The 18,910-nt window shown below is 61.8% G+C and carries 13 protein-coding genes and 2 pseudogenes; all 15 read left to right on the top strand.

Annotated features, from left to right (window positions below; genetic code table 11):
• The first annotated feature begins 43 nt into the window (after window positions 1-43).
• Complete coding sequence (locus V6607_RS01990) at window positions 44-1,483, top strand: cytosine permease (protein WP_087692903.1); 1,440 nt, start codon at window positions 44-46, stop codon at window positions 1,481-1,483.
• A 21-nt stretch (window positions 1,484-1,504) separates the two neighbouring features.
• A pseudogene (locus V6607_RS01995) lies at window positions 1,505-1,617 on the top strand (histidine ABC transporter substrate-binding protein); the annotation flags it as partial.
• A 71-nt stretch (window positions 1,618-1,688) separates the two neighbouring features.
• Entirely contained in the window at window positions 1,689-2,540 is an 852-nt protein-coding gene (locus V6607_RS02000; RefSeq protein ID WP_003209260.1) for a proline/glycine betaine ABC transporter permease, read from the top strand.
• Complete coding sequence (locus V6607_RS02005) at window positions 2,537-3,361, top strand: glycine betaine/L-proline ABC transporter ATP-binding protein (RefSeq protein ID WP_134325595.1); 825 nt, start codon at window positions 2,537-2,539, stop codon at window positions 3,359-3,361. The genes V6607_RS02000 and V6607_RS02005 overlap by 4 nt, the downstream gene beginning before the upstream one ends.
• A gap of 146 nt (window positions 3,362-3,507) precedes the next feature.
• Entirely contained in the window at window positions 3,508-5,031 is a 1,524-nt protein-coding gene (gene hutH / locus V6607_RS02010) for a histidine ammonia-lyase (RefSeq protein ID WP_102367932.1), read from the top strand.
• 114 nt (window positions 5,032-5,145) lie between these two features.
• Entirely contained in the window at window positions 5,146-6,684 is a 1,539-nt protein-coding gene (hutH, locus tag V6607_RS02015; protein WP_085984627.1) for a histidine ammonia-lyase, read from the top strand.
• A gap of 182 nt (window positions 6,685-6,866) precedes the next feature.
• Window positions 6,867-8,276 carry an amino acid permease gene (locus tag V6607_RS02020; RefSeq protein WP_003209267.1) on the top strand — a complete coding sequence of 470 codons (1,410 nt, stop codon included), beginning with the start codon at window positions 6,867-6,869 and terminating at the stop codon, window positions 8,274-8,276.
• A gap of 16 nt (window positions 8,277-8,292) precedes the next feature.
• Entirely contained in the window at window positions 8,293-9,498 is a 1,206-nt protein-coding gene (gene hutI / locus V6607_RS02025; RefSeq protein ID WP_134325596.1) for an imidazolonepropionase, read from the top strand.
• A gap of 11 nt (window positions 9,499-9,509) precedes the next feature.
• Window positions 9,510-10,310, top strand: coding sequence for an N-formylglutamate deformylase (hutG, locus tag V6607_RS02030; RefSeq protein WP_087692905.1), 801 nt, complete (start codon window positions 9,510-9,512; stop codon window positions 10,308-10,310).
• Window positions 10,311-10,569: 259 nt separating this feature from the next.
• Complete coding sequence (locus V6607_RS02035) at window positions 10,570-11,517, top strand: choline ABC transporter substrate-binding protein (protein ID WP_008439284.1); 948 nt, start codon at window positions 10,570-10,572, stop codon at window positions 11,515-11,517.
• Between the two features lie 154 nt (window positions 11,518-11,671).
• Window positions 11,672-12,607: an alpha/beta hydrolase gene (locus tag V6607_RS02040; RefSeq protein ID WP_134325597.1), complete on the top strand. Its 936-nt coding sequence runs from the start codon at window positions 11,672-11,674 to the stop codon at window positions 12,605-12,607.
• A gap of 103 nt (window positions 12,608-12,710) precedes the next feature.
• Window positions 12,711-13,682, top strand: a complete 972-nt coding sequence (gene pip, locus V6607_RS02045) for a prolyl aminopeptidase (RefSeq protein ID WP_008439282.1) — start codon at window positions 12,711-12,713, stop codon at window positions 13,680-13,682.
• Window positions 13,679-14,116 carry a D-aminoacyl-tRNA deacylase gene (gene dtd, locus V6607_RS02050; protein ID WP_134325598.1) on the top strand — a complete coding sequence of 146 codons (438 nt, stop codon included), beginning with the start codon at window positions 13,679-13,681 and terminating at the stop codon, window positions 14,114-14,116. Before pip ends, dtd begins: the two co-directional genes overlap by 4 nt.
• Before the next feature lie 267 nt (window positions 14,117-14,383).
• Window positions 14,384-16,135 (top strand): glucan biosynthesis protein G, encoded by a 1,752-nt coding sequence (locus tag V6607_RS02055; RefSeq protein WP_008439280.1) that lies wholly within the window; start codon window positions 14,384-14,386, stop codon window positions 16,133-16,135.
• A pseudogene (gene mdoH / locus V6607_RS02060) lies at window positions 16,128-18,703 on the top strand (glucans biosynthesis glucosyltransferase MdoH); the annotation flags it as partial. The gene V6607_RS02055 and the pseudogene mdoH, both read left to right, overlap by 8 nt.
• Between the last annotated feature and the right edge of the window lie 207 nt (window positions 18,704-18,910).

Raw genomic sequence — 18,910 nt, forward strand, 5'->3', positions numbered from 1 at the left:
TCTGCGTTTCACCCAAAAACAATCCATCAGAGGTTGAACATAAATGGCAGTAAAAGACGCTCGTGCAAGCACCACCCCGTTGATCGAAAGGCGTTCGATCGACTACATCCCGGAAGCGGAAAGACACGGCCGTCTATTGAGTCAGTTCACCCTGTGGTTGGGTGCCAACCTGCAAATCACTGCGATCGTCACCGGGGCCCTGGCCGTGGTGCTGGGCGGTGATGTGTTCTGGTCGTTGATCGGTCTGTTGATCGGTCAACTGCTGGGCGGTGGCGTCATGGCCCTGCATGCGGCGCAAGGCCCGCAACTGGGCTTGCCGCAGATGATCTCCAGCCGCGTGCAGTTCGGCGTGTATGGCGCGGTGATTCCACTGGTGCTGGTGTGCCTGATGTACATCGGTTTTTCCGCCAGCGGCTCATTGCTGGCGGGGCAGGCGGTGGCGCAGTTGCTTCACGTTGAAGACTGGGTCGGCATCGTGTTGTTCGCGGGGCTGATCATGGTGTTTACGATCTTCGGCTACCGGGTGATCCACGGCATCGGTCGCATCGCCAGCGTGCTGGGGGTGGTTGCCTTCGTGTACTTGTTCTACAGGCTGCTGGCCGGCAACGACATCGGTGCGTTGCTGGGCAACAAGCATTTTTCCCTCAGCAGTTTCTTGCTGGCGATTTCCCTCTCGGCGTCCTGGCAGATTGCGTTCGGCCCGTATGTGGCGGACTACTCGCGCTACTTGCCGCGCAGCACGCAGGCCTCGAAAACCTTCTGGGCCGTGGGCCTCGGTTCGGTGATCGGCGCGCAGGCTTCGATGGTGTTCGGTGTGTTTGCGGCAGCCCTGGCAGGCTCGCAATTCGCTCACCACGAAGTGTCGTTTATCGTCGGCCTGGGCGGCACCGGGATCGTCGCGGCGCTGCTGTATTTCAGCATCGCCTTCGGCAAGGTCACCGTCACCACCCTCAACGCCTACGGCAGCTTCATGTCGATCGCGACAATCATCAGTGGTTTCCGTGGCAGCCGGCATATCGGCAGTGGCACGCGGCTGTTGTACATCTTCGTGATGGTGTCGATTGCCGCCGCGCTGGCGTTGCTGGGCAAGGACTCGTTCCTCAAGGATTTCTCCGCGTTCATCCTGTTCCTGCTGGCGTTTTTCACGCCCTGGAGTGCGATCAACCTGGTGGACTTCTACTGCATCACCAAAGAGCGCTATGACATCCCGGCCCTGTCCAACCCCAACGGTCGCTACGGTCGCTGGAACCTGATGGGCATCAGCATCTACGTGTTCGGCGTGCTGATTCAGATGCCGTTCATCTCGACGCATTTCTACACCGGCCCACTGGTCGCGAGCCTGGGCGACACCGATATCTCGTGGATCATCGGCCTGGTGGTGCCGGCGGCGTTGTACTACTGGGCTGCGAAAAAATGGCACAGCCCGATTCCTGAGCGCCTCGTGCTGCCCGATGTGCAGGGCGCCGCTGCTCAACCTGCTTAACCAGAACCCGGTACGCATGACAAACAGCGAATTGAAACAGCAAAACTGGCGAAAACTTTCCTCAAGGGACATCCTGAACTCTGGCACGCATGGTGAGCGACAACGCAGCCAAGAAAATCGACGCGGCCTTGTAGGTTGAGCGTTTCCGGTTGCCGCCACAGGCAACCGGGCGCCCGGCCACAATCCACTGGATCGAGAGCACACTATGTTTCCTGAGAGTTTTACGTTTTCCATCGCCGACTGGGTCAACAGTTGGGTCGATGCGCTGGTGACCAACTACGGCGATGTGTTCCGGCACATCTCCGATACGTTGCTGTGGGCCATCGTTAACCTGGAAGGTTTGCTGCGCGCAGCGCCCTGGTGGTTGATGTTGCTGATTGTCGGCGGTATTGCCTGGCATGCCACTCGCAAGTGGTTCACCACCGTCGTGATCGTCGGCCTGCTGTTTCTGGTGGGCGCGGTCGGGCTGTGGGACAAGCTGATGCAAACCCTGGCGCTGATGATGGTGGCCACGGTGATCTCGGTGCTGATCGGCATTCCCCTGGGGATTCTGTCGGCCCGCAGCAACCGCCTGCGTTCGGTGCTGATGCCGCTGCTGGACATCATGCAGACCATGCCCAGCTTCGTGTACCTGATCCCGGTGTTGATGCTGTTCGGCCTGGGCAAGGTCCCGGCGATTTTCGCCACGGTGATCTACGCCGCACCGCCGCTGATTCGTCTCACCGACCTGGGCATTCGCCAGGTGGACGGTGAAGTCATGGAAGCGATCAACGCCTTCGGTGCCAACCGCTGGCAGCAACTGTTCGGCGTGCAACTGCCGCTGGCCCTGCCGAGCATCATGGCCGGGATCAACCAGACCACCATGATGGCCCTGTCGATGGTGGTGATCGCCTCGATGATCGGCGCCCGTGGCCTGGGTGAAGATGTACTGGTGGGCATCCAGACCCTCAACGTTGGACGCGGCCTTGAAGCCGGTCTGGCGATCGTGATTCTTGCCGTGGTCATCGACCGCATTACGCAAGCCTATGGTCGTCCACGGCATGAGGCGAGCAAATGACTACTGTCAGCAAAATTGAAGTCAAAAACGTATTCAAGATTTTCGGCAACCGCTCCAAGGATGCACTGGCGTTGATTGGCCAGGGCAAGAGCAAGGACGAGGTGCTGGCCGAGACTGGTTGCGTGGTGGGTGTGAACGACCTGTCCCTGAGCGTCGACACCGGTGAAATCTTCGTGATCATGGGGCTGTCGGGCTCCGGCAAGTCGACCCTGGTGCGTCACTTCAACCGGCTGATCGACCCTACCAGCGGTGCGATCCTGGTGGACGGTGAAGACATCCTGCAACTGGACATGGAAGCCTTGCGCCAATTCCGCCGGCACAAGATCAGCATGGTGTTCCAGAGCTTTGGCCTGCTGCCTCACAAGAGTGTGCTGGACAACGTTGCCTACGGCCTGAAAGTGCGTGGCGAAACCAGGCAAGTGTGCGCCGAGCGTGCGCTGCACTGGATCGAAACCGTGGGCCTCAAGGGCTATGAAAACAAATACCCGCATCAACTTTCCGGCGGCATGCGTCAGCGTGTAGGCCTGGCCCGGGCGCTGGCGGCCGACACCGACATCATCCTGATGGACGAGGCGTTCGGTGCGCTCGACCCGCTGATCCGTGCCGAGATGCAAGACCAGTTATTGGAGCTGCAAAAGACCCTGCACAAGACGATCGTGTTCATTACCCACGACCTCGATGAGGCGGTGCGCATCGGCAACCGCATTGCGATCCTCAAGGACGGCAAGCTGATCCAGGTCGGCACGCCCCGCGAGATTTTGCATTCACCGGCGGATGAGTACGTGAACCGGTTTGTCCAGCGGCGGGTGGCGGTGGTTTGATCCGGTATTTGTGGTGAGTTGGCTGACGCTATCGCAGGCAAGCCAGCTCCCACATTTGGAATGCGTTTCCCCTGTGGAAGCTGGCTCGCTTGCGATGAGGCCAGTGAAGCTGCACAACAATTGCGAATTTCATGAAGAGGTCAACGATGTCCCAGGCTGAAAAAATCATCATCGCCGACGCCCCGATGCGTTGGCAGGACGTGGTCGCCGTGGCTCGCCACGGTGCGATCCTCGAACTCTCGGGCCAGGCCTGGGCTCGCATCGACAATGCACAGGCCATCGTCCAGCGCATCGTCACCAGCGGCGAGCGCGCCTACGGCATCAACACCGGCCTGGGTGCCTTGTGCAACGTGTCGCTCAAGGACGAACAACTGAGCCGGCTGTCGCGCAATACCCTGCTCAGCCATGCCTGCGGCGTCGGTGCGCCACTGAGTGTGGAGCAAACCCGCGCGATCATTTGTGCGGCAATCATTAACTACAGCCACGGCAAATCCGGCTTGCATCCGCAGGTGGTGCATTCGCTGCTGGGGCTGCTCAACCATGGCATCACGCCGCAAGTGCCGTCCCAGGGGTCCGTGGGTTACCTGACCCACATGGCGCACATTGGCGTCGCCTTGCTCGGCGTCGGCGACGTCAGCTATCGGGGTCGTATCGTTCCCGCACACCAGGCGCTGGCTGAAGAAGGTTTGCAGCCGGTAGTGCTCGGTGCCAAGGACGGGCTGTGCCTGGTCAACGGCACGCCGTGCATGACCGGCCTCAGCAGCCTGGCCCTGGCCGATGCGCACCGCCTGCTGCAATGGGCCGATGTGATCGGTGCCATGAGCTTCGAAGGCCAGCGCGGCCAGATCGACGCCTTCGACGAAGAAATCATCGCGCTCAAGCCGCACCCGGGCATGCAGCAAGTGGGCATCAACCTGCGCGCGTTGCTGGACGGCAGCGAAGTGATCGCCAGCAGCAAAGGCATTCGTACCCAGGACGCCCTGAGCATCCGTTCGATTCCCCAGGTGCACGGCGCGGCCCGCGACCAACTGGAACACGCCACCCGGCAGATCGAAACCGAACTCAACGGTGCCACCGATAACCCGCTGGTGCTCGGCACGCCAGACAGCTACCGCGTGGTGTCCCAGGCCAATCCCCACGGGCAGTCCGTGGCCCTGGCGGCAGACATGCTGGCCATCGCCATGGCCGAAATCGGCTCCATCGCCGAGCGTCGCCTGGACCGTCTGATCAACCCGCACGTCAGTGGTTTGCCGGCGTTCCTGGTGAGCAACCCCGGGGTCAACTCCGGGATGATGATCGTGCAGTACGTCGCCGCCTCGCTGTGCGGGCAAAACCGCCAGTTGGCGCAACCGGCGGTGCTCGACAACTTCGTCACCTCGGGCCTGCAGGAAGACCACCTGAGCATGGGCACCAACGCCGCGCTGAAGCTGTATTCGGTGCTGGAAAACGTCACCCAGATCCTCGCCATCGAGTACTTGCTGGCGGCCCAGGCGTTCGAGTTCCTCCAGGAGCAACGCTTCGGCGCCGGCACCGATGCCGCCTGGCGTTTGCTGCGCGAACACGTCCCGGCCTACGACCAGGACCGCTGGCTGGCGCCAGACATCGCAGCCACCGCCGCGTTGCTCAAGGACGCCGATTTACTGCAACGCACGCTACCGAATTTGCACTGACCTTTTCCCAACAATAACCAGCGTGCCAAGCCGACTGATCCTCTAAAAGAGCACAGCGGCGGATAACGGAAGCATCCGGAGCGACTGGTAGTTAACAACACTCTCAAAAGGAGCATGAATGTGACTGCGCTAAACCTGATTCCAGGCCAACTGAGCCTTGCCCAACTGCGGGCCATCTACCAGCAGCCGGTAACCCTCAGTCTGGATGACAGCGCCTCGGCCCAGATCGAAGCCAGTGTCGCCTGTGTGGAGCAGATTCTCGCCGAGAACCGCACCGCCTACGGCATCAACACCGGTTTCGGCCTGCTGGCCTCGACCCGCATTGCCAGCGAAGACCTGGAAAACCTCCAGCGTTCCCTGGTGCTGTCCCACGCCGCCGGCGTCGGTGAGCCCATCAGCGATGCGCTGGTACGGCTGGTCATGGTGCTCAAGGTCAACAGCCTGAGCCGGGGCTTTTCCGGGATTCGCCGGCAGGTCATCGACGCGCTGATCGCCCTGATCAATGCCGAGGTCTACCCGCACATTCCACTGAAAGGTTCGGTGGGCGCCTCCGGTGACTTGGCACCATTGGCCCACATGTCGCTGGTGCTGCTGGGCGAAGGCAAGGCCCGCTACAAAGGCGAATGGCTGGAAGCTACCGAAGCGCTGAAAGTTGCCGGCCTGACGCCGCTGACCCTGGCGGCCAAGGAAGGCCTGGCGCTGCTCAACGGCACCCAGGTTTCCACCGCTTATGCATTGCGTGGGCTGTTCGAGGGCGAAGATCTGTTCGCCGGTGCCCTGGCCTGTGGCGCCCTGACGGTGGAAGCCGTGCTGGGTTCGCGCTCGCCGTTCGACGCACGCATTCACGCTGCCCGGGGCCAACGCGGCCAGATCGACTCTGCGGCCGCGTATCGCGCCCTGCTGGGTGAAAGCAGCGAAGTGTCGCAATCCCACGAGAACTGCGACAAGGTCCAGGACCCGTACTCCCTGCGTTGCCAGCCACAAGTCATGGGCGCCTGCCTGACCCAGTTCCGCCAGGCGGCCGAAGTGCTGGTGGTGGAAGCCAACGCCGTGTCGGATAACCCGCTGGTGTTTGCGGCTGAAGGTGACGTGATTTCCGGTGGCAACTTCCACGCCGAACCGGTGGCCATGGCGGCGGACAACATGGCGCTGGCCATCGCGGAAATCGGCTCCCTGAGCGAACGTCGCATCTCGTTGATGATGGACAAGCACATGTCGCAACTGCCGCCATTCCTGGTGGGCAATGGCGGTGTGAACTCCGGCTTCATGATCGCCCAGGTGACGGCGGCGGCATTGGCCAGCGAGAACAAGGCACTGGCGCATCCCCATAGCGTCGACAGCCTGCCGACGTCAGCCAACCAGGAAGACCACGTGTCGATGGCTCCGGCGGCGGGCAAGCGCCTGTGGGAAATGGCCGAGAACACCCGCGGTGTGCTGGCGGTGGAATGGTTGGCGGCTTGCCAGGGCCTGGACCTGCGCAATGGCTTGAAAACCTCGCCGGCGCTGGAAAAGGCGCGCGGGATCCTGCGCAGCAAAGTTGCGTTTTATGAGAAGGACCGCTTCTTTGCGCCGGACATCAATGCCGCCAGTGAGCTGCTGGCAACGCGTTGCCTGAACGAGCTGGTGCCGGCGAAGTTGTTGCCGAGCTTGTAAGAGCGACACCGATCCAGTGTGGGAGCTGTCGAGCCCCGGCGAGGCTGCGATGGCGCCGGAACAGGCAACACTTTCGTAGCCTGACCCACCGCTATCGCAGCCTCGCTGGGGCTCGACAGCTCCCACATTTGATCTTCTACAGATTCGAATTTTCTCAGGATAAAAATAATTAAGGACGAGAAATGCACCAGCAAGAAAAGACGTTAAAACGCGGGCTCTCCGCCCGACATATTCGCTTCATGGCCCTCGGTTCCGCGATCGGTACCGGGCTGTTCTACGGCTCTGCCTCCGCCATCCAGATGGCCGGCCCGGCCGTGCTCCTGGCCTACCTGATCGGTGGCGCCGCGGTGTTCATGGTCATGCGCGCCCTCGGCGAAATGGCCGTGCATAACCCGGTGTCCGGCTCCTTCGGCCAGTACGCCAGTACCTACCTGGGCCCGATGGCCGGCTTTATCCTCGGCTGGACCTACGCCTTTGAAATGATCATCGTCTGCCTCGCCGACGTCACCGCCTTCGGCATCTACATGGGCTTCTGGTTTCCCGAAGTCGCGCGCTGGGTCTGGGTGCTGGGCATCGTGTTGCTGATCGGCGGCCTGAACCTGTGCAACGTCAAAGTCTTTGGCGAAATGGAGTTCTGGCTGTCGCTGCTCAAGGTTGGTGCCATCGTCGCAATGATCCTCGGCGGCTTCGGCATCATGCTGTTCGGCATTCACTCGGCGGGCGAAGCACCCGCTACCGGCCTCAGCAACCTGTGGGCTCACGGTGGCTTCATGCCTAACGGCGTGGGTGGCTTGATCGCATCCTTCGCGGTGGTGATGTTTGCGTTTGGCGGCATCGAAATCATCGGCATCACCGCCGGCGAAGCCAAGGACCCGCAGCGGGTGATCCCCAAGGCAATCAACGCCGTGCCGTTGCGTATCCTGCTGTTCTACGTGCTGACGTTGTTTGTGCTGATGGCGATCTACCCGTGGCCGCAGATCGGCAGCCAGGGCAGCCCGTTCGTGCAGATCTTCAGCAACCTGGGGATAGGCTCGGCGGCGACCATCCTTAACATTGTGGTGATCTCGGCCGCCGTCTCGGCCATCAACAGCGACATTTTCGGCGCCGGTCGCATGATGTATGGCCTGGCCCAGCAAGGGCAGGCGCCCAAGGGTTTTGCCCAACTGTCGAGCCAGGGCGTGCCGTGGATGACCGTAGTGGTGATGGGCGCCGCGTTGCTCGGCGGTGTGGTGCTCAATTACCTGATCCCGGAAAACGTGTTCCTGGTCATCGCCTCGATTGCGACCTTCGCCACGGTGTGGGTATGGCTGATGATCCTGGTCACCCAGGTGGCCATGCGTCGCTCGATGACCAGGGAACAGATTGCCGAGCTGAAATTCCCGGTGCCGTTCTGGCCCTACGCGCCAGCGGCCGCCATCGTGTTCATGCTGTTCATCTTCGGCGTGCTGGGTTACTTCCCGGACACCCAGGCCGCTCTTATGGTCGGCGCCGTGTGGATCGTCTTGCTGATCGTCGCCTATCTGCTGTGGGTCAAGCCCGCCGCCGGGCAAACGGCCAAGGTCCACTACGACCCGGCTTTGTCTCATCGATAACCTAATGGAGGCGTTGATGAAAACGCTTTGGCAACACTGCCACGTTGCAACCATGGCCCAGGGCAACTACTCGATCATCGAGGACGCCGCCATTGTTACCTCGGGCACGCTCATCGAGTGGATCGGCCCGCGCGCCGATCTGCCGGATGCGAACTACGCAACCACCCATGACCTGCAAGGGGCGTGGGTCACGCCCGGGCTGATCGACTGCCACACCCACACGGTGTTCGGCGGCAATCGCAGCGGCGAGTTCGAGCAGCGGCTGCAAGGCGTGAGCTACGCCGAGATCGCAGCGGCCGGTGGCGGTATTGCCAGCACCGTGCGCGCCACGCGTGCGGCGAGCGAAGATGAACTGTTTGCCAGCGGCCACAAGCGCCTGCGCAGTTTGCTGCGCGACGGTGTAACCACCGTCGAGATCAAGTCCGGCTACGGCCTGGACCTGGCCAGCGAGCGCAAGATTTTGCGGGTGATCCGTCGCCTCGGCGCCGAGTTGCCGGTCAGTGTGCGCAGCACCTGCCTGGCGGCGCATGCGTTGCCGCCGGAGTACGTGGACCGGGCCGATGCCTACATCGAACACATCTGCACCGAAATGCTCCCGGCGCTGGCAGCGGAAGGCCTGGTGGACGCGGTCGACGCCTTCTGTGAGTACCTGGCGTTCTCGCCGGAGCAGGTGGAGCGCGTGTTCATCGCCGCCCGGAAACTTGGCTTGCCGGTAAAACTGCACGCCGAACAGTTGTCGTCCCTGCATGGCTCCAGCCTGGCGGCGCGGTACCAGGCGCTGTCGGCGGACCACCTGGAATTCATGACCGAGGAAGACGCCATCGCCATGGCCGCTTCCGGCACCGTCGCGGTGTTGCTGCCGGGCGCGTTCTACTTCCTGCGGGAAACCCAGTTGCCGCCGATGGATGCCCTGCGCAAGCACGGCGTGAAGATCGCGATCGCCAGCGACCTCAACCCGGGCACCTCGCCGGCGTTGTCGGTGCGCTTGATGCTGAACATGGCCTGCACCCTGTTCCGCATGACCCCGGAAGAAGCCCTGGCCGGCGCCACGCAACACGCGGCCACCGCCCTGGGCCTGGGCAACAGCCATGGCTCGCTGGAAGTGGGCAAGGTCGCGGATTTTGTCGCCTGGCAGATTGATCGTCCCGCCGACCTGGCCTACTGGCTGGGTGGCGAGCTGGATAAACGCGTCGTGCGCCACGGCGTCGAAGTCACCGTTTAAGGAGTACCGCTGTGGATAAGGTTCTGAACTTCAAACAAGGCCGTGTGCCGCTGCTGATCAGCATGCCCCACGCGGGCCTGCGCCTGACGCCGGCGGTGCAAGCCGGGCTGATCCCCGAGGCGCAAAGCCTGCCGGACACCGACTGGCACATTCCCACGCTGTACGACTTCGCCGAAGCGCTGGGCGCCAGCACCCTGGCGGCGGAGTATTCGCGCTTTGTCATCGACCTGAACCGGCCTTCAGACGACAAGCCGCTGTACGTTGGCGCAACCACCGGCCTGTACCCGGCGACACTGTTTGACGGTGTGCCGCTGTTCCGCGAAGGCCTGGAACCGTCCAAGGCCGAGCGCGCCACGTACCTGGAGCAGGTGTGGACGCCGTATCACCGCACCCTGCAAAACGAACTGGCCCGACTCAAGGCCGAGTTCGGTTATGCGCTGCTGTTTGATGCGCACTCGATCCGCTCGGTGATCCCGCACCTGTTCGAAGGCAAGCTGCCGGACTTCAACCTCGGCACCTTCAACGGCGCGGCCTGCGATCCGCAGCTGGCCAGCGAACTGGAAGCCATCTGTGCCGGCCACCCGCAGTACAGCCATGTGCTCAACGGGCGCTTCAAGGGCGGGCATATCACCCGTCACTACGGCAACCCGGCCGAGAACATCCACGCCGTGCAGCTGGAGTTGGGGCAGTGCACCTACATGGAAGAGTTTGAGCCCTTCCGTTATCGCGCCGACCTGGCCGAGCCGACGCGGGTGGTGTTGAAGGAACTGCTGGAAGGGTTCCTGGCGTGGGGCAAGCGGCATTACTCCTGAGTGGCGTCGCTGCTGAGATAGCCTTCGCGAGCAAGCCCGCTCCCACATTCGACCGTGTTTCTTCAGGAGGAACACGGTCGAATGTGGGAGCGGGCTTGCTCGCGAAGAGGCCCTCAACAGCAACACACCTCCCAAGTCGTCTGTGTGCAAATCCCTGTCGCCACAGTTCGCTTTGATCAAGGTCTCGCTGGGTAAGGTGTTGGGCACGGCGCGTCAGACGCCACTCCCACAATAAAAACTGCCGAGTGAGACCGCATCGATGAAAAGACTGTTCAACCGTTGTCTGTTGATTCTCACCGGCGCCGCACTCTTGAGCGCCAATGCGATGGCTGCCGACCCGGCCTCGTGCAAGGTCGTGCGCATGGGCGTGGTCAGCTGGACTGACGTGATCGCCACCAGCGGCATGGCCGACGTGCTGCTCAATGGCCTGGGCTATGACAGCAAGCAAACCAGCGCCGTGCAGCAGATCATCTTTGCCGGCATCCGCGACAAGCGCCTGGATATATTCCTGGGCTACTGGAAACCGGCGATGGACAACAACATCGCGCCATTCCTCGCGGCCAAGCAGGTCAAGGTGTTCGACAAGCCGAGCCTGTCCGACGCCCAGGCGACGCTGGCGGTGCCGCAGTACGTTGCCGACGCCGGCTTGAAAACCTTTGCCGACATTGCCCGCTTCAAGGACAAGCTGGGCGGCAAGATCTATGGCATCGAGCCGGGCAGCGGTGCCAATACCGATATCCAGAAAATGATCGACAGCAACCGCTTTGGCCTCGGCGGCTTCAAGCTGGTGGCGTCCGGCGAGGCAGGCATGCTGGCGGCGGTGCAGCGGGCAGTGAATCGCAAGGAGTTCGTGGTGTTTGTCGGCTGGACCCCGCACCCGATGAACATCAACATGAAAATGGCGTACCTGACCGGCAGTGAAGATGTGTTCGGTGCCAACGAAGGCATGGCCACGGTCTCCACGGTGACGGCGCCGGATTACGCCGAACGTTGCCCCAATGTGACACGCCTGCTGGAGAACCTGACCTACACCGCGGCCCAGGAAAGCCAGTTGATGGTGCCGATCATGGACCGCAAGACGCCGCAGGATGTGGCCAGACAGTGGCTGCGCGACAATCCCGAGGATTTGCAGCGCTGGCTGGCGGGTGTAACGACCCTGGATGGAAAAGACGGCGTGGCGGCGGTGCAGGCCAGCCTCAAGCCCTGAGCAAATGAAGATCAAAATGTGGGAGCGGGCTTGCTCGCGAATGCGGTGGGTCAGCCACACAAGTATTGACTGATACACCGCATTCGCGAGCAAGCCCGCTCCCACATTGGATTCGTGGCGGCTGTTAAATCCTTATCTTCAGGACGATCCTTCGATGTCCCATTACCCGATTTCCGCGCAGATGTGCGCCTTCGTCGAAAAAACCGAATCCTTCACCAGCGACGACACATCGCTGGCCGGATTGCGCCGAGGCTATGACCGCATGTGCCAGGCGTTCACCCCGGCGCGGCCCGAAGGGTTACAGGTGTCAGACGTTTCCCTGGGTGGCGTGGGCGTACGCATTTATCAGCCGGCGACGCCAATCCCTGATGGCGGCTGGCCATGCATCCTTTATATGCACGGTGGCGGCTGGGTGGTCGGCGGCCTGGATTCCCATGACTTCATGTGTGCTGAACTGGCCGACTCACTGCAAGTGCTGGTCATCGCCATCGATTACCGCCTGGCACCCGAACACCCGTTTCCGGCCGCCTTTGAGGATTGCCGTGCGGTCTGGCAGGCGATCCAGGTGGGCGAAGCGCCCCAGCCGATCAACCTTCAGCGTCTGGTGGTGGCCGGTGACAGCGCCGGCGGTAACCTGGCGGCGGCCCTGTGCCTGGGCCTGCGGGATGACCATCAGCCGCAGCCCCTGGCGCAAGTCCTGATCTACCCCGGCCTGGGCGGCCCCGCCGACCTGCCGTCCCGCCGCGATTGCGTCGACGCGCCGCTGCTCAGTACCGCCGACACCGAGTGCTACCTCGCCCTTTACCTGCGTGGGCCGGACAAGCCGTCGCCCTACGCCATGCCATTGCTGGCCGTGGATTTCAGCGGGTTGCCGCAGGCTTTGATCGCTGTCGCCCAGTTCGACCCGTTGCGGGACGACGGCATGCTCTACGCCGAACGCCTGCAAGGCGCCGGGGTGGCGGCCACGCTGTATCCCGGCAAAGGCCTGGTTCACGGCTGCCTGCGGGCCCGGGGCCAGGTGTTGGAGGTCGACCGGCTGTACGTTTATCTGCTGGACTACCTGCGTGGTGTTCTGCTGACACAGGTCTAGGTCCACGAGGACATGCTCATTGCACAATTCGGGTTTATGATGCCAGACGGCAAAATAATAGACGTCCCCCCAGGGATGAACTCGACCCCTTACGGAGCGCGCAATGCAGACTTTGTACCCGCAGATCAAACCCTACGCCCGGCACGATCTGGCCGTCGATGAAACCCACGTCCTGTACGTCGACGAAAGCGGTTCCCCGGAAGGCTTGCCCGTTGTGTTCATCCATGGCGGCCCCGGCGCCGGGTGTGATGCCAATAGCCGCTGCTATTTCGATCCTAATCTGTACCGAATTGTTACTTTTGATCAGCGTGGCTGCGGGCGCTCCACCCCACGGGCCAGCCTGGAAAACAACACCACCTGGGACCTGGTGGCCGACCTTGAGCGGATTCGCGAGCACCTGGGCATCGAAAAATGGGTGCTGTTCGGCGGTTCCTGGGGCTCGACCCTGGCCCTGGCCTACGCGCAAACCCACCCGGAGCGTGTGCACGGCCTGATCGTGCGGGGCATTTTCCTGGCCCGCCCCCAGGACATTCAGTGGTTCTACCAGGCTGGCGCCAGCCGGCTGTTCCCCGATTACTGGCAGGACTACCTGGCGCCCATCCCGGCGGAGGAGCGGCACGACCTGCTCAGCGCCTACCACAAGCGCCTGACCGGCAACGACCAGATCGCCCAGATGCACGCCGCCAAGGCCTGGTCCACGTGGGAAGGGCGCATGTTGGGCCTGTGCCCGAACCCGCAATTGATCGAGCGTTTCTCCGAACCCCAGCGCGCCCTGTCGATTGCCCGTATCGAATGCCATTACTTCACCAATAACTCGTTCCTTGAACCTGACCAACTGATCCGCGACATGCACAAGATCGCCCACCTGCCTGGCGTAATCGTGCATGGCCGCTACGATATGATCTGCCCGCTGGACAATGCCTGGGAGCTGCATCAGGCCTGGCCCAACAGTGAGCTGCAGATCATCCGCGAGGCCGGCCATGCGGCTTCCGAACCCGGAATTACCGATGCGCTGGTGCGTGCGGCGAGTGAAATGGCACGGCGCCTGCTTGATTTGCCGCCTGAAGAAGCATGAAGGGCCTTTTGCAACGGGTGCGCGGCGCCCGGGTCGAGGTAGAAGGGCAGGTGGTCGGGGCGATAGACCAGGGTTTGCTGGTGCTGGTGGCTGTCGAGCCTTCGGATACGCAAGCCAGCGCCGACAAGCTGCTGCATAAGCTGCTTAACTATCGGGTGTTCAGCGACGACGAGGGCAAGATGAACCTGTCCTTGAAAGACATTGGCGGCGGTTTGCTGCTGGTGTCGCAGTTCACCCTGGCGGCAGACACCAGGAGTGGGCTGAGGCCGAGCTTCTCCACGGCGGCACCGCCGGCGTTGGGCGAGGCGCTTTTCGACTATCTGCTGTTACAAGCGCAACAATTGCATGGCACGGTAGCGGCAGGGCGTTTTGGCGCTGATATGCAGGTGCATTTGGTCAATGATGGGCCGGTCACCTTCCTGTTACAGACGTGAATGTACTGAAAACGACTTGTGATGCCCAAAAAACCGGGTTTTCGCTACAAATACTTCGCTGACCCTGATGCGTTGTCACGCGGGCTACTAGATAATCGCGCGCTACGGGGATCAGCGTTAATTGGTCCATTTTTGACTTAGGTAGAGACTTGTCCGATAGCCATTGGGGAATCATTTAGCCCCATGGGAGTCGGAACAATGCTCGCCAACCTGGCATATAGATAGCTGGCCGTTGGTTTTTTGATCTGTTTTCGGCGAGGGTTGCTCGTGATTGTTAGTCCCTGTAATGCACCAAAATTGTCTGCCAAACGGTTACGAAACGTACTGGTGACGGGCTCTGCCCTGTTTTGCCTGTTCGGCGCGGGTCAACTGTGGGCATTCAGTCTGGATGATGTGTCGGCCAAGGCAAAAGAGCTGGCCGGGCAGAAATACGAAGCTCCGCGCAGCAATTTGCCGAACGAATTCCGCGAAATGAAATTCGCTGATTACCAGAAAATTCGTTTCCGCAACGAAAAAGCCGAGTGGGCCGATCAGAACACCCCGTTCAAGCTGTCCTTCTACCACCAGGGTATGCATTTCGATACACCGGTGAAAATCAACGAAGTCACCGCCGACAGCGTTCAGGAAATCAAGTACGACCCGTCCCGCTTCGATTTCGGCGACGTCAAGTTTGATCCCAAATCCACCGAACAGCTGGGTTATGCCGGTTTTCGTGTGCTGTACCCGATCAACAAGGGCGACAAGCAAGACGAAATCATGACCATGCTCGGCGCCAGCTATTTCCGCGTCGTGGGCAAGGACCAGGTCTACGGCCTGTCTGCCCGCGGCATGGCGATCGACACTGCGTTGCCGTCCGGCGAAGAATTCCCGCGTTTCACCGAGTTCTGGATCGAGCGTCCAAAACCGGGTGAGAAACAGCTGGTGATCTACGCCCTGCTGGATTCGCCGCGGGCCACCGGCGCTTATCGCCTGATCCTGCGCCCGGGTACCGACACCATCGTCGACGTCAAATCCCAGATGTACCTGCGTGACAAGGTCACCAAGCTGGGCATCGCCCCGCTGACCAGCATGTTCCTGTTCGGCGCCAACCAGCCGTCCAAGGTCCTCAACTACCGTCGCGAGCTGCACGATTCCAGCGGCCTGTCGATCCATGCCGGCAACGGCGAGTGGATCTGGCGCCCACTGAACAACCCCAAACACCTGTCGGTCAGCAACTTCACCGTGGAAAACCCGCGTGGTTTCGGCCTGCTGCAACGCGGCCGCAACTTCAGCCACTACGAAGACCTCGACGACAACTACGACAAGCGCCCAAGCGCCTGGATCGAGCCTGAAGGCGATTGGGGCAAGGGCTCCGTCGACCTGGTAGAGATTCCGACCGCCGATGAAACCAACGACAACATCGTTGCGTTCTGGAGCCCGGAAACACTACCGGAGCCAGGCAAGCCGCTGGACGTTGCCTACCGCCTGCACTGGACATTGCAAGACGCCGAGTTCCATTCGCCAGAAAGCGCCTGGGTCAAGCAGACCCTGCGTTCCACCGGCGACGTCAAGCAATCCAACCTGATCCGTCAGCCAGACGGCAGCGTGGCTTACCTGGTGGACTTCGAGGGCCCGTCCCTGAAGAAACTGCCAGCTGACGCACCGGTTCGCAGCCAGGTCAGCGTGGGCGACAACGCCGAAATCGTTGAGAACAGCGTGCGCTACAACCCGCACACCCAAGGCTGGCGCCTGACCCTGCGCATGAAGATCAAGGACGCAGGCAAGCCGACTGAAATGCGCGCTGCTCTGGTTCAGGACATCGTGCAGCCGGAACCGGAGAAGGTTTCGACCCAAGTGTTGAAAGCCGACAAAGTACTGGCCAAGCAGCACGAGAAAGCGGCCAAGAAAGACGCCAAGGACAAGGACGCCAAGCAGCCGGAAGCGGCTGCCCCAGCCACACCACTCCCTACCCAGGATCAGGCCAAGACAGAGCAAGTCCTGACCGAAACCTGGAGCTATCAGTTGCCTGCCGATGAGTAATTCTCAAGTCCAGCCAGAGACTCTTGCCGAGTACCTGGCGCATCTACCGATGACCGATGAGCAGCGCGCCGAACTGGCGGGCTGCGAGTCCTTCAGTGAATTGCACAAGCGCCTGTCATCGTCCACGTTCGACGCGCCTGCCGACGCTGCCCAGGCATCGGTAGGCGCCCGGCTGACCCTCAACACTGCCGAAGAGCTGCAAGACGCCGAAATGCTGGTGCTCGACGCCAGCGGCCGGGTTTGCCTCAAGGCCACGCCGCCGATCCGTCGGACCAAGGTCGTGCCTGAGCCGTGGCGCACCAATATCCTGGTGCGTGGCTGGCGCCGCCTGACCGGCCGCACCAATCCACCGGCCCCGCCGAAGGATGAGCGCGTACTGCCGGCCGCCCGCTGGCGCACCGTCGGTTCGATCCGTCGCTATATCCTGCTGGTGCTGATGCTCGGCCAGACGATAGTTGCCGGCTGGTACATGAAAGGCATCATGCCGTACCAGGGCTGGTCCTTCGTCGACTTTGACGAGATCCGCAACCAGACCCTGCTGCAAACCGCGACCCAGGTACTGCCTTACGCCCTGCAAACCAGCATCCTCGTGCTGTTCGGGATTCTGTTCTGCTGGGTCTCGGCCGGTTTCTGGACCGCGCTGATGGGCTTCCTGGAACTGCTGACCGGTCACGATAAATACCGTATCTCCGGTAAAAGTGCCGGTGACGAGCCGATTCCGAAAGACGCCCGCACCGCCCTGGTCATGCCGATCTGCAACGAAGACGTGCCCCGGGTATTTGCCGGCCTGCGCGCGACGTTCGAATCGGTGGCTGCCACCGGTGACCTGGACCGTTTCGACTTCTTCGTCCTCAGCGACAGCAACGAGGCCGACATCTGCATCGCCGAGCAGCAAGCCTGGCTCGACGTGTGCCGCGAAGCCGGTGGCTTCGGCAAGATCTTCTATCGCCGTCGTCGCCGTCGCGTCAAACGCAAGAGCGGCAACCTCGACGACTTCTGCCGTCGCTGGGGCGGTGACTACAAGTACATGGTGGTGCTCGACGCCGACAGCGTGATGAGCGGCGAATGCCTGACCAGCCTGGTGCGTCTGATGGAAGCCACGCCGGATGCCGGGATTATCCAGACCGCGCCACGTGCGTCGGGCATGGATACCCTGTATGCGCGCATGCAGCAGTTCGCCACCCGGGTGTACGGCCCGCTGTTTACCGCCGGTCTGCACTTCTGGCAGTTGGGTGAATCCCACTACTGGGGTCACAACGCGATCATCCGCATGAAGCCGTTTATCGAGCACTGCGCCCTGGCGCCGTTGCCGGGTAAAGGTGCGTTTGCCGGTGCGATTCTTTCCCACGACTTCGTTGAAGCTGCGCTGATGCGCCGCGCCGGCTGGGGCGTGTGGATTGCCTACGACTTACCGGGCAGCTACGAAGAGCTGCCGCCGAACCTGCTGGACGAACTCAAGCGTGACCGTCGCTGGTGCCACGGCAACCTGATGAACTTCCGCCTGTTCCTGGTAAAAGGCATGCACCCGGTGCACCGTGCGGTGTTCCTCACCGGCGTGATGTCGTACCTGTCGGCACCGTTGTGGTTCTTCTTCCTGGTGCTGTCCACGGCCTTGCTGGCGGTCAACACACTGATGGAGCCGCAATACTTCATGGCGCCGCGCCAGTTGTATCCGTTGTGGCCACAATGGCATCCGGACAAGGCGGTGGCGCTGTTCTCCACCACCATCGTTTTGCTGTTCCTGCCTAAATTGCTGAGCATCATCCTGATCTGGGCCAAGGGCGCGAAAGAGTTCGGCGGCAAGTTCAAGGTGACCCTGTCGATGCTGCTGGAGATGCTGTTCTCCATGTTGCTGGCGCCGGTGCGGATGATTTTCCACACCCGTTTCGTACTGGCCGCGTTCCTCGGCTGGGCGGCGACCTGGAACTCGCCACAGCGTGACGACGACTCCACACCATGGAGCGAGGCAGTCAAGCGCCACGGTCCGCAGACCCTGCTCGGCTTCTTCTGGGCGCTGCTGGTGGTGTGGTTGAACCCAAGCTTCCTGTGGTGGCTGGTGCCGATCGTCGGTTCGCTGATGCTGTCGATTCCGGTGTCGGTGATTTCCAGCCGGGTCAAACTGGGCCTCAAGTCTCGCGACGAGAGCCTGTTCCTGATCCCCGAGGAATACAATCCGCCCCAGGCGCTGTTGTCGACCGACAAGTACACCCACGAAAACCGTTGGCATGCGCTCAATGACGGTTTTGTGCGGGCGGTGGTCGATCCGCAGCAGAACGCCCTGGCGTGCGCCTTGGCAACTTCCCGTCACGGGCAGGCGGAGCCGATTGAGTGGCTGCGTGTTGACCGGGTTCGCCACGCGTTGAAAGTCGGCCCGGCCGGCCTCAACAACGGTGAACGCCTGGCCTTGCTCAGCGACCCGGTCGCCCTGGCACGCTTGCACGAGCAGGTCTGGAGCGAAGGCCACGCCGAGTGGCTGAGCGCCTGGCGCGAATCGGTCAAGGCCGATCCGCATGCGCCATTGCTGCCATTGAAGCCGCTGTCGTCCCAGGCTCAACCGGCCTGATTCCGACGCCCCCGAGGTGCCACCTCGGGGGCGTTTGCGATAACCGTCCTACGTTGTTTTTCCCTTCTGCTGTATCGCGCTAACTCCTTGTTATTTCGAAACAAAAGACCCTTCTCCGAGGCATATTGCCGTGCCTGCGAGTGGGTTAGCATCGCCCCCCAAATCTGACTCGAAGCCTGGGGCTTACGCGAACTTGCGCGTGGCCGGGTGTG

The sequence above is a fragment of the Pseudomonas sp. KK18 genome, assembly GCF_037094675.1.
Lineage (GTDB): Bacteria > Pseudomonadota > Gammaproteobacteria > Pseudomonadales > Pseudomonadaceae > Aquipseudomonas.

Bases quoted from the DNA above. Each gene is read 5' to 3' on its own strand.
- V6607_RS02040 (WP_134325597.1), top strand. From the start codon at position 11,672: ATGTCCCATTACCCGATTTCCGCGCAGATGTGCGCCTTCGTCGAAAAA.
- V6607_RS02020 (WP_003209267.1), top strand. From the start codon at position 6,867: ATGCACCAGCAAGAAAAGACGTTAAAACGCGGGCTCTCCGCCCGACAT.
- dtd (WP_134325598.1), top strand. From the start codon at position 13,679: ATGAAGGGCCTTTTGCAACGGGTGCGCGGCGCCCGGGTCGAGGTAGAA.
- V6607_RS02005 (WP_134325595.1), top strand. From the start codon at position 2,537: ATGACTACTGTCAGCAAAATTGAAGTCAAAAACGTATTCAAGATTTTC.
- hutH (WP_085984627.1), top strand. From the start codon at position 5,146: ATGAATGTGACTGCGCTAAACCTGATTCCAGGCCAACTGAGCCTTGCC.
- V6607_RS01990 (WP_087692903.1), top strand. From the start codon at position 44: ATGGCAGTAAAAGACGCTCGTGCAAGCACCACCCCGTTGATCGAAAGG.
- hutH (WP_102367932.1), top strand. From the start codon at position 3,508: ATGTCCCAGGCTGAAAAAATCATCATCGCCGACGCCCCGATGCGTTGG.
- V6607_RS02000 (WP_003209260.1), top strand. From the start codon at position 1,689: ATGTTTCCTGAGAGTTTTACGTTTTCCATCGCCGACTGGGTCAACAGT.
- hutI (WP_134325596.1), top strand. From the start codon at position 8,293: ATGAAAACGCTTTGGCAACACTGCCACGTTGCAACCATGGCCCAGGGC.
- V6607_RS02035 (WP_008439284.1), top strand. From the start codon at position 10,570: ATGAAAAGACTGTTCAACCGTTGTCTGTTGATTCTCACCGGCGCCGCA.
- pip (WP_008439282.1), top strand. From the start codon at position 12,711: ATGCAGACTTTGTACCCGCAGATCAAACCCTACGCCCGGCACGATCTG.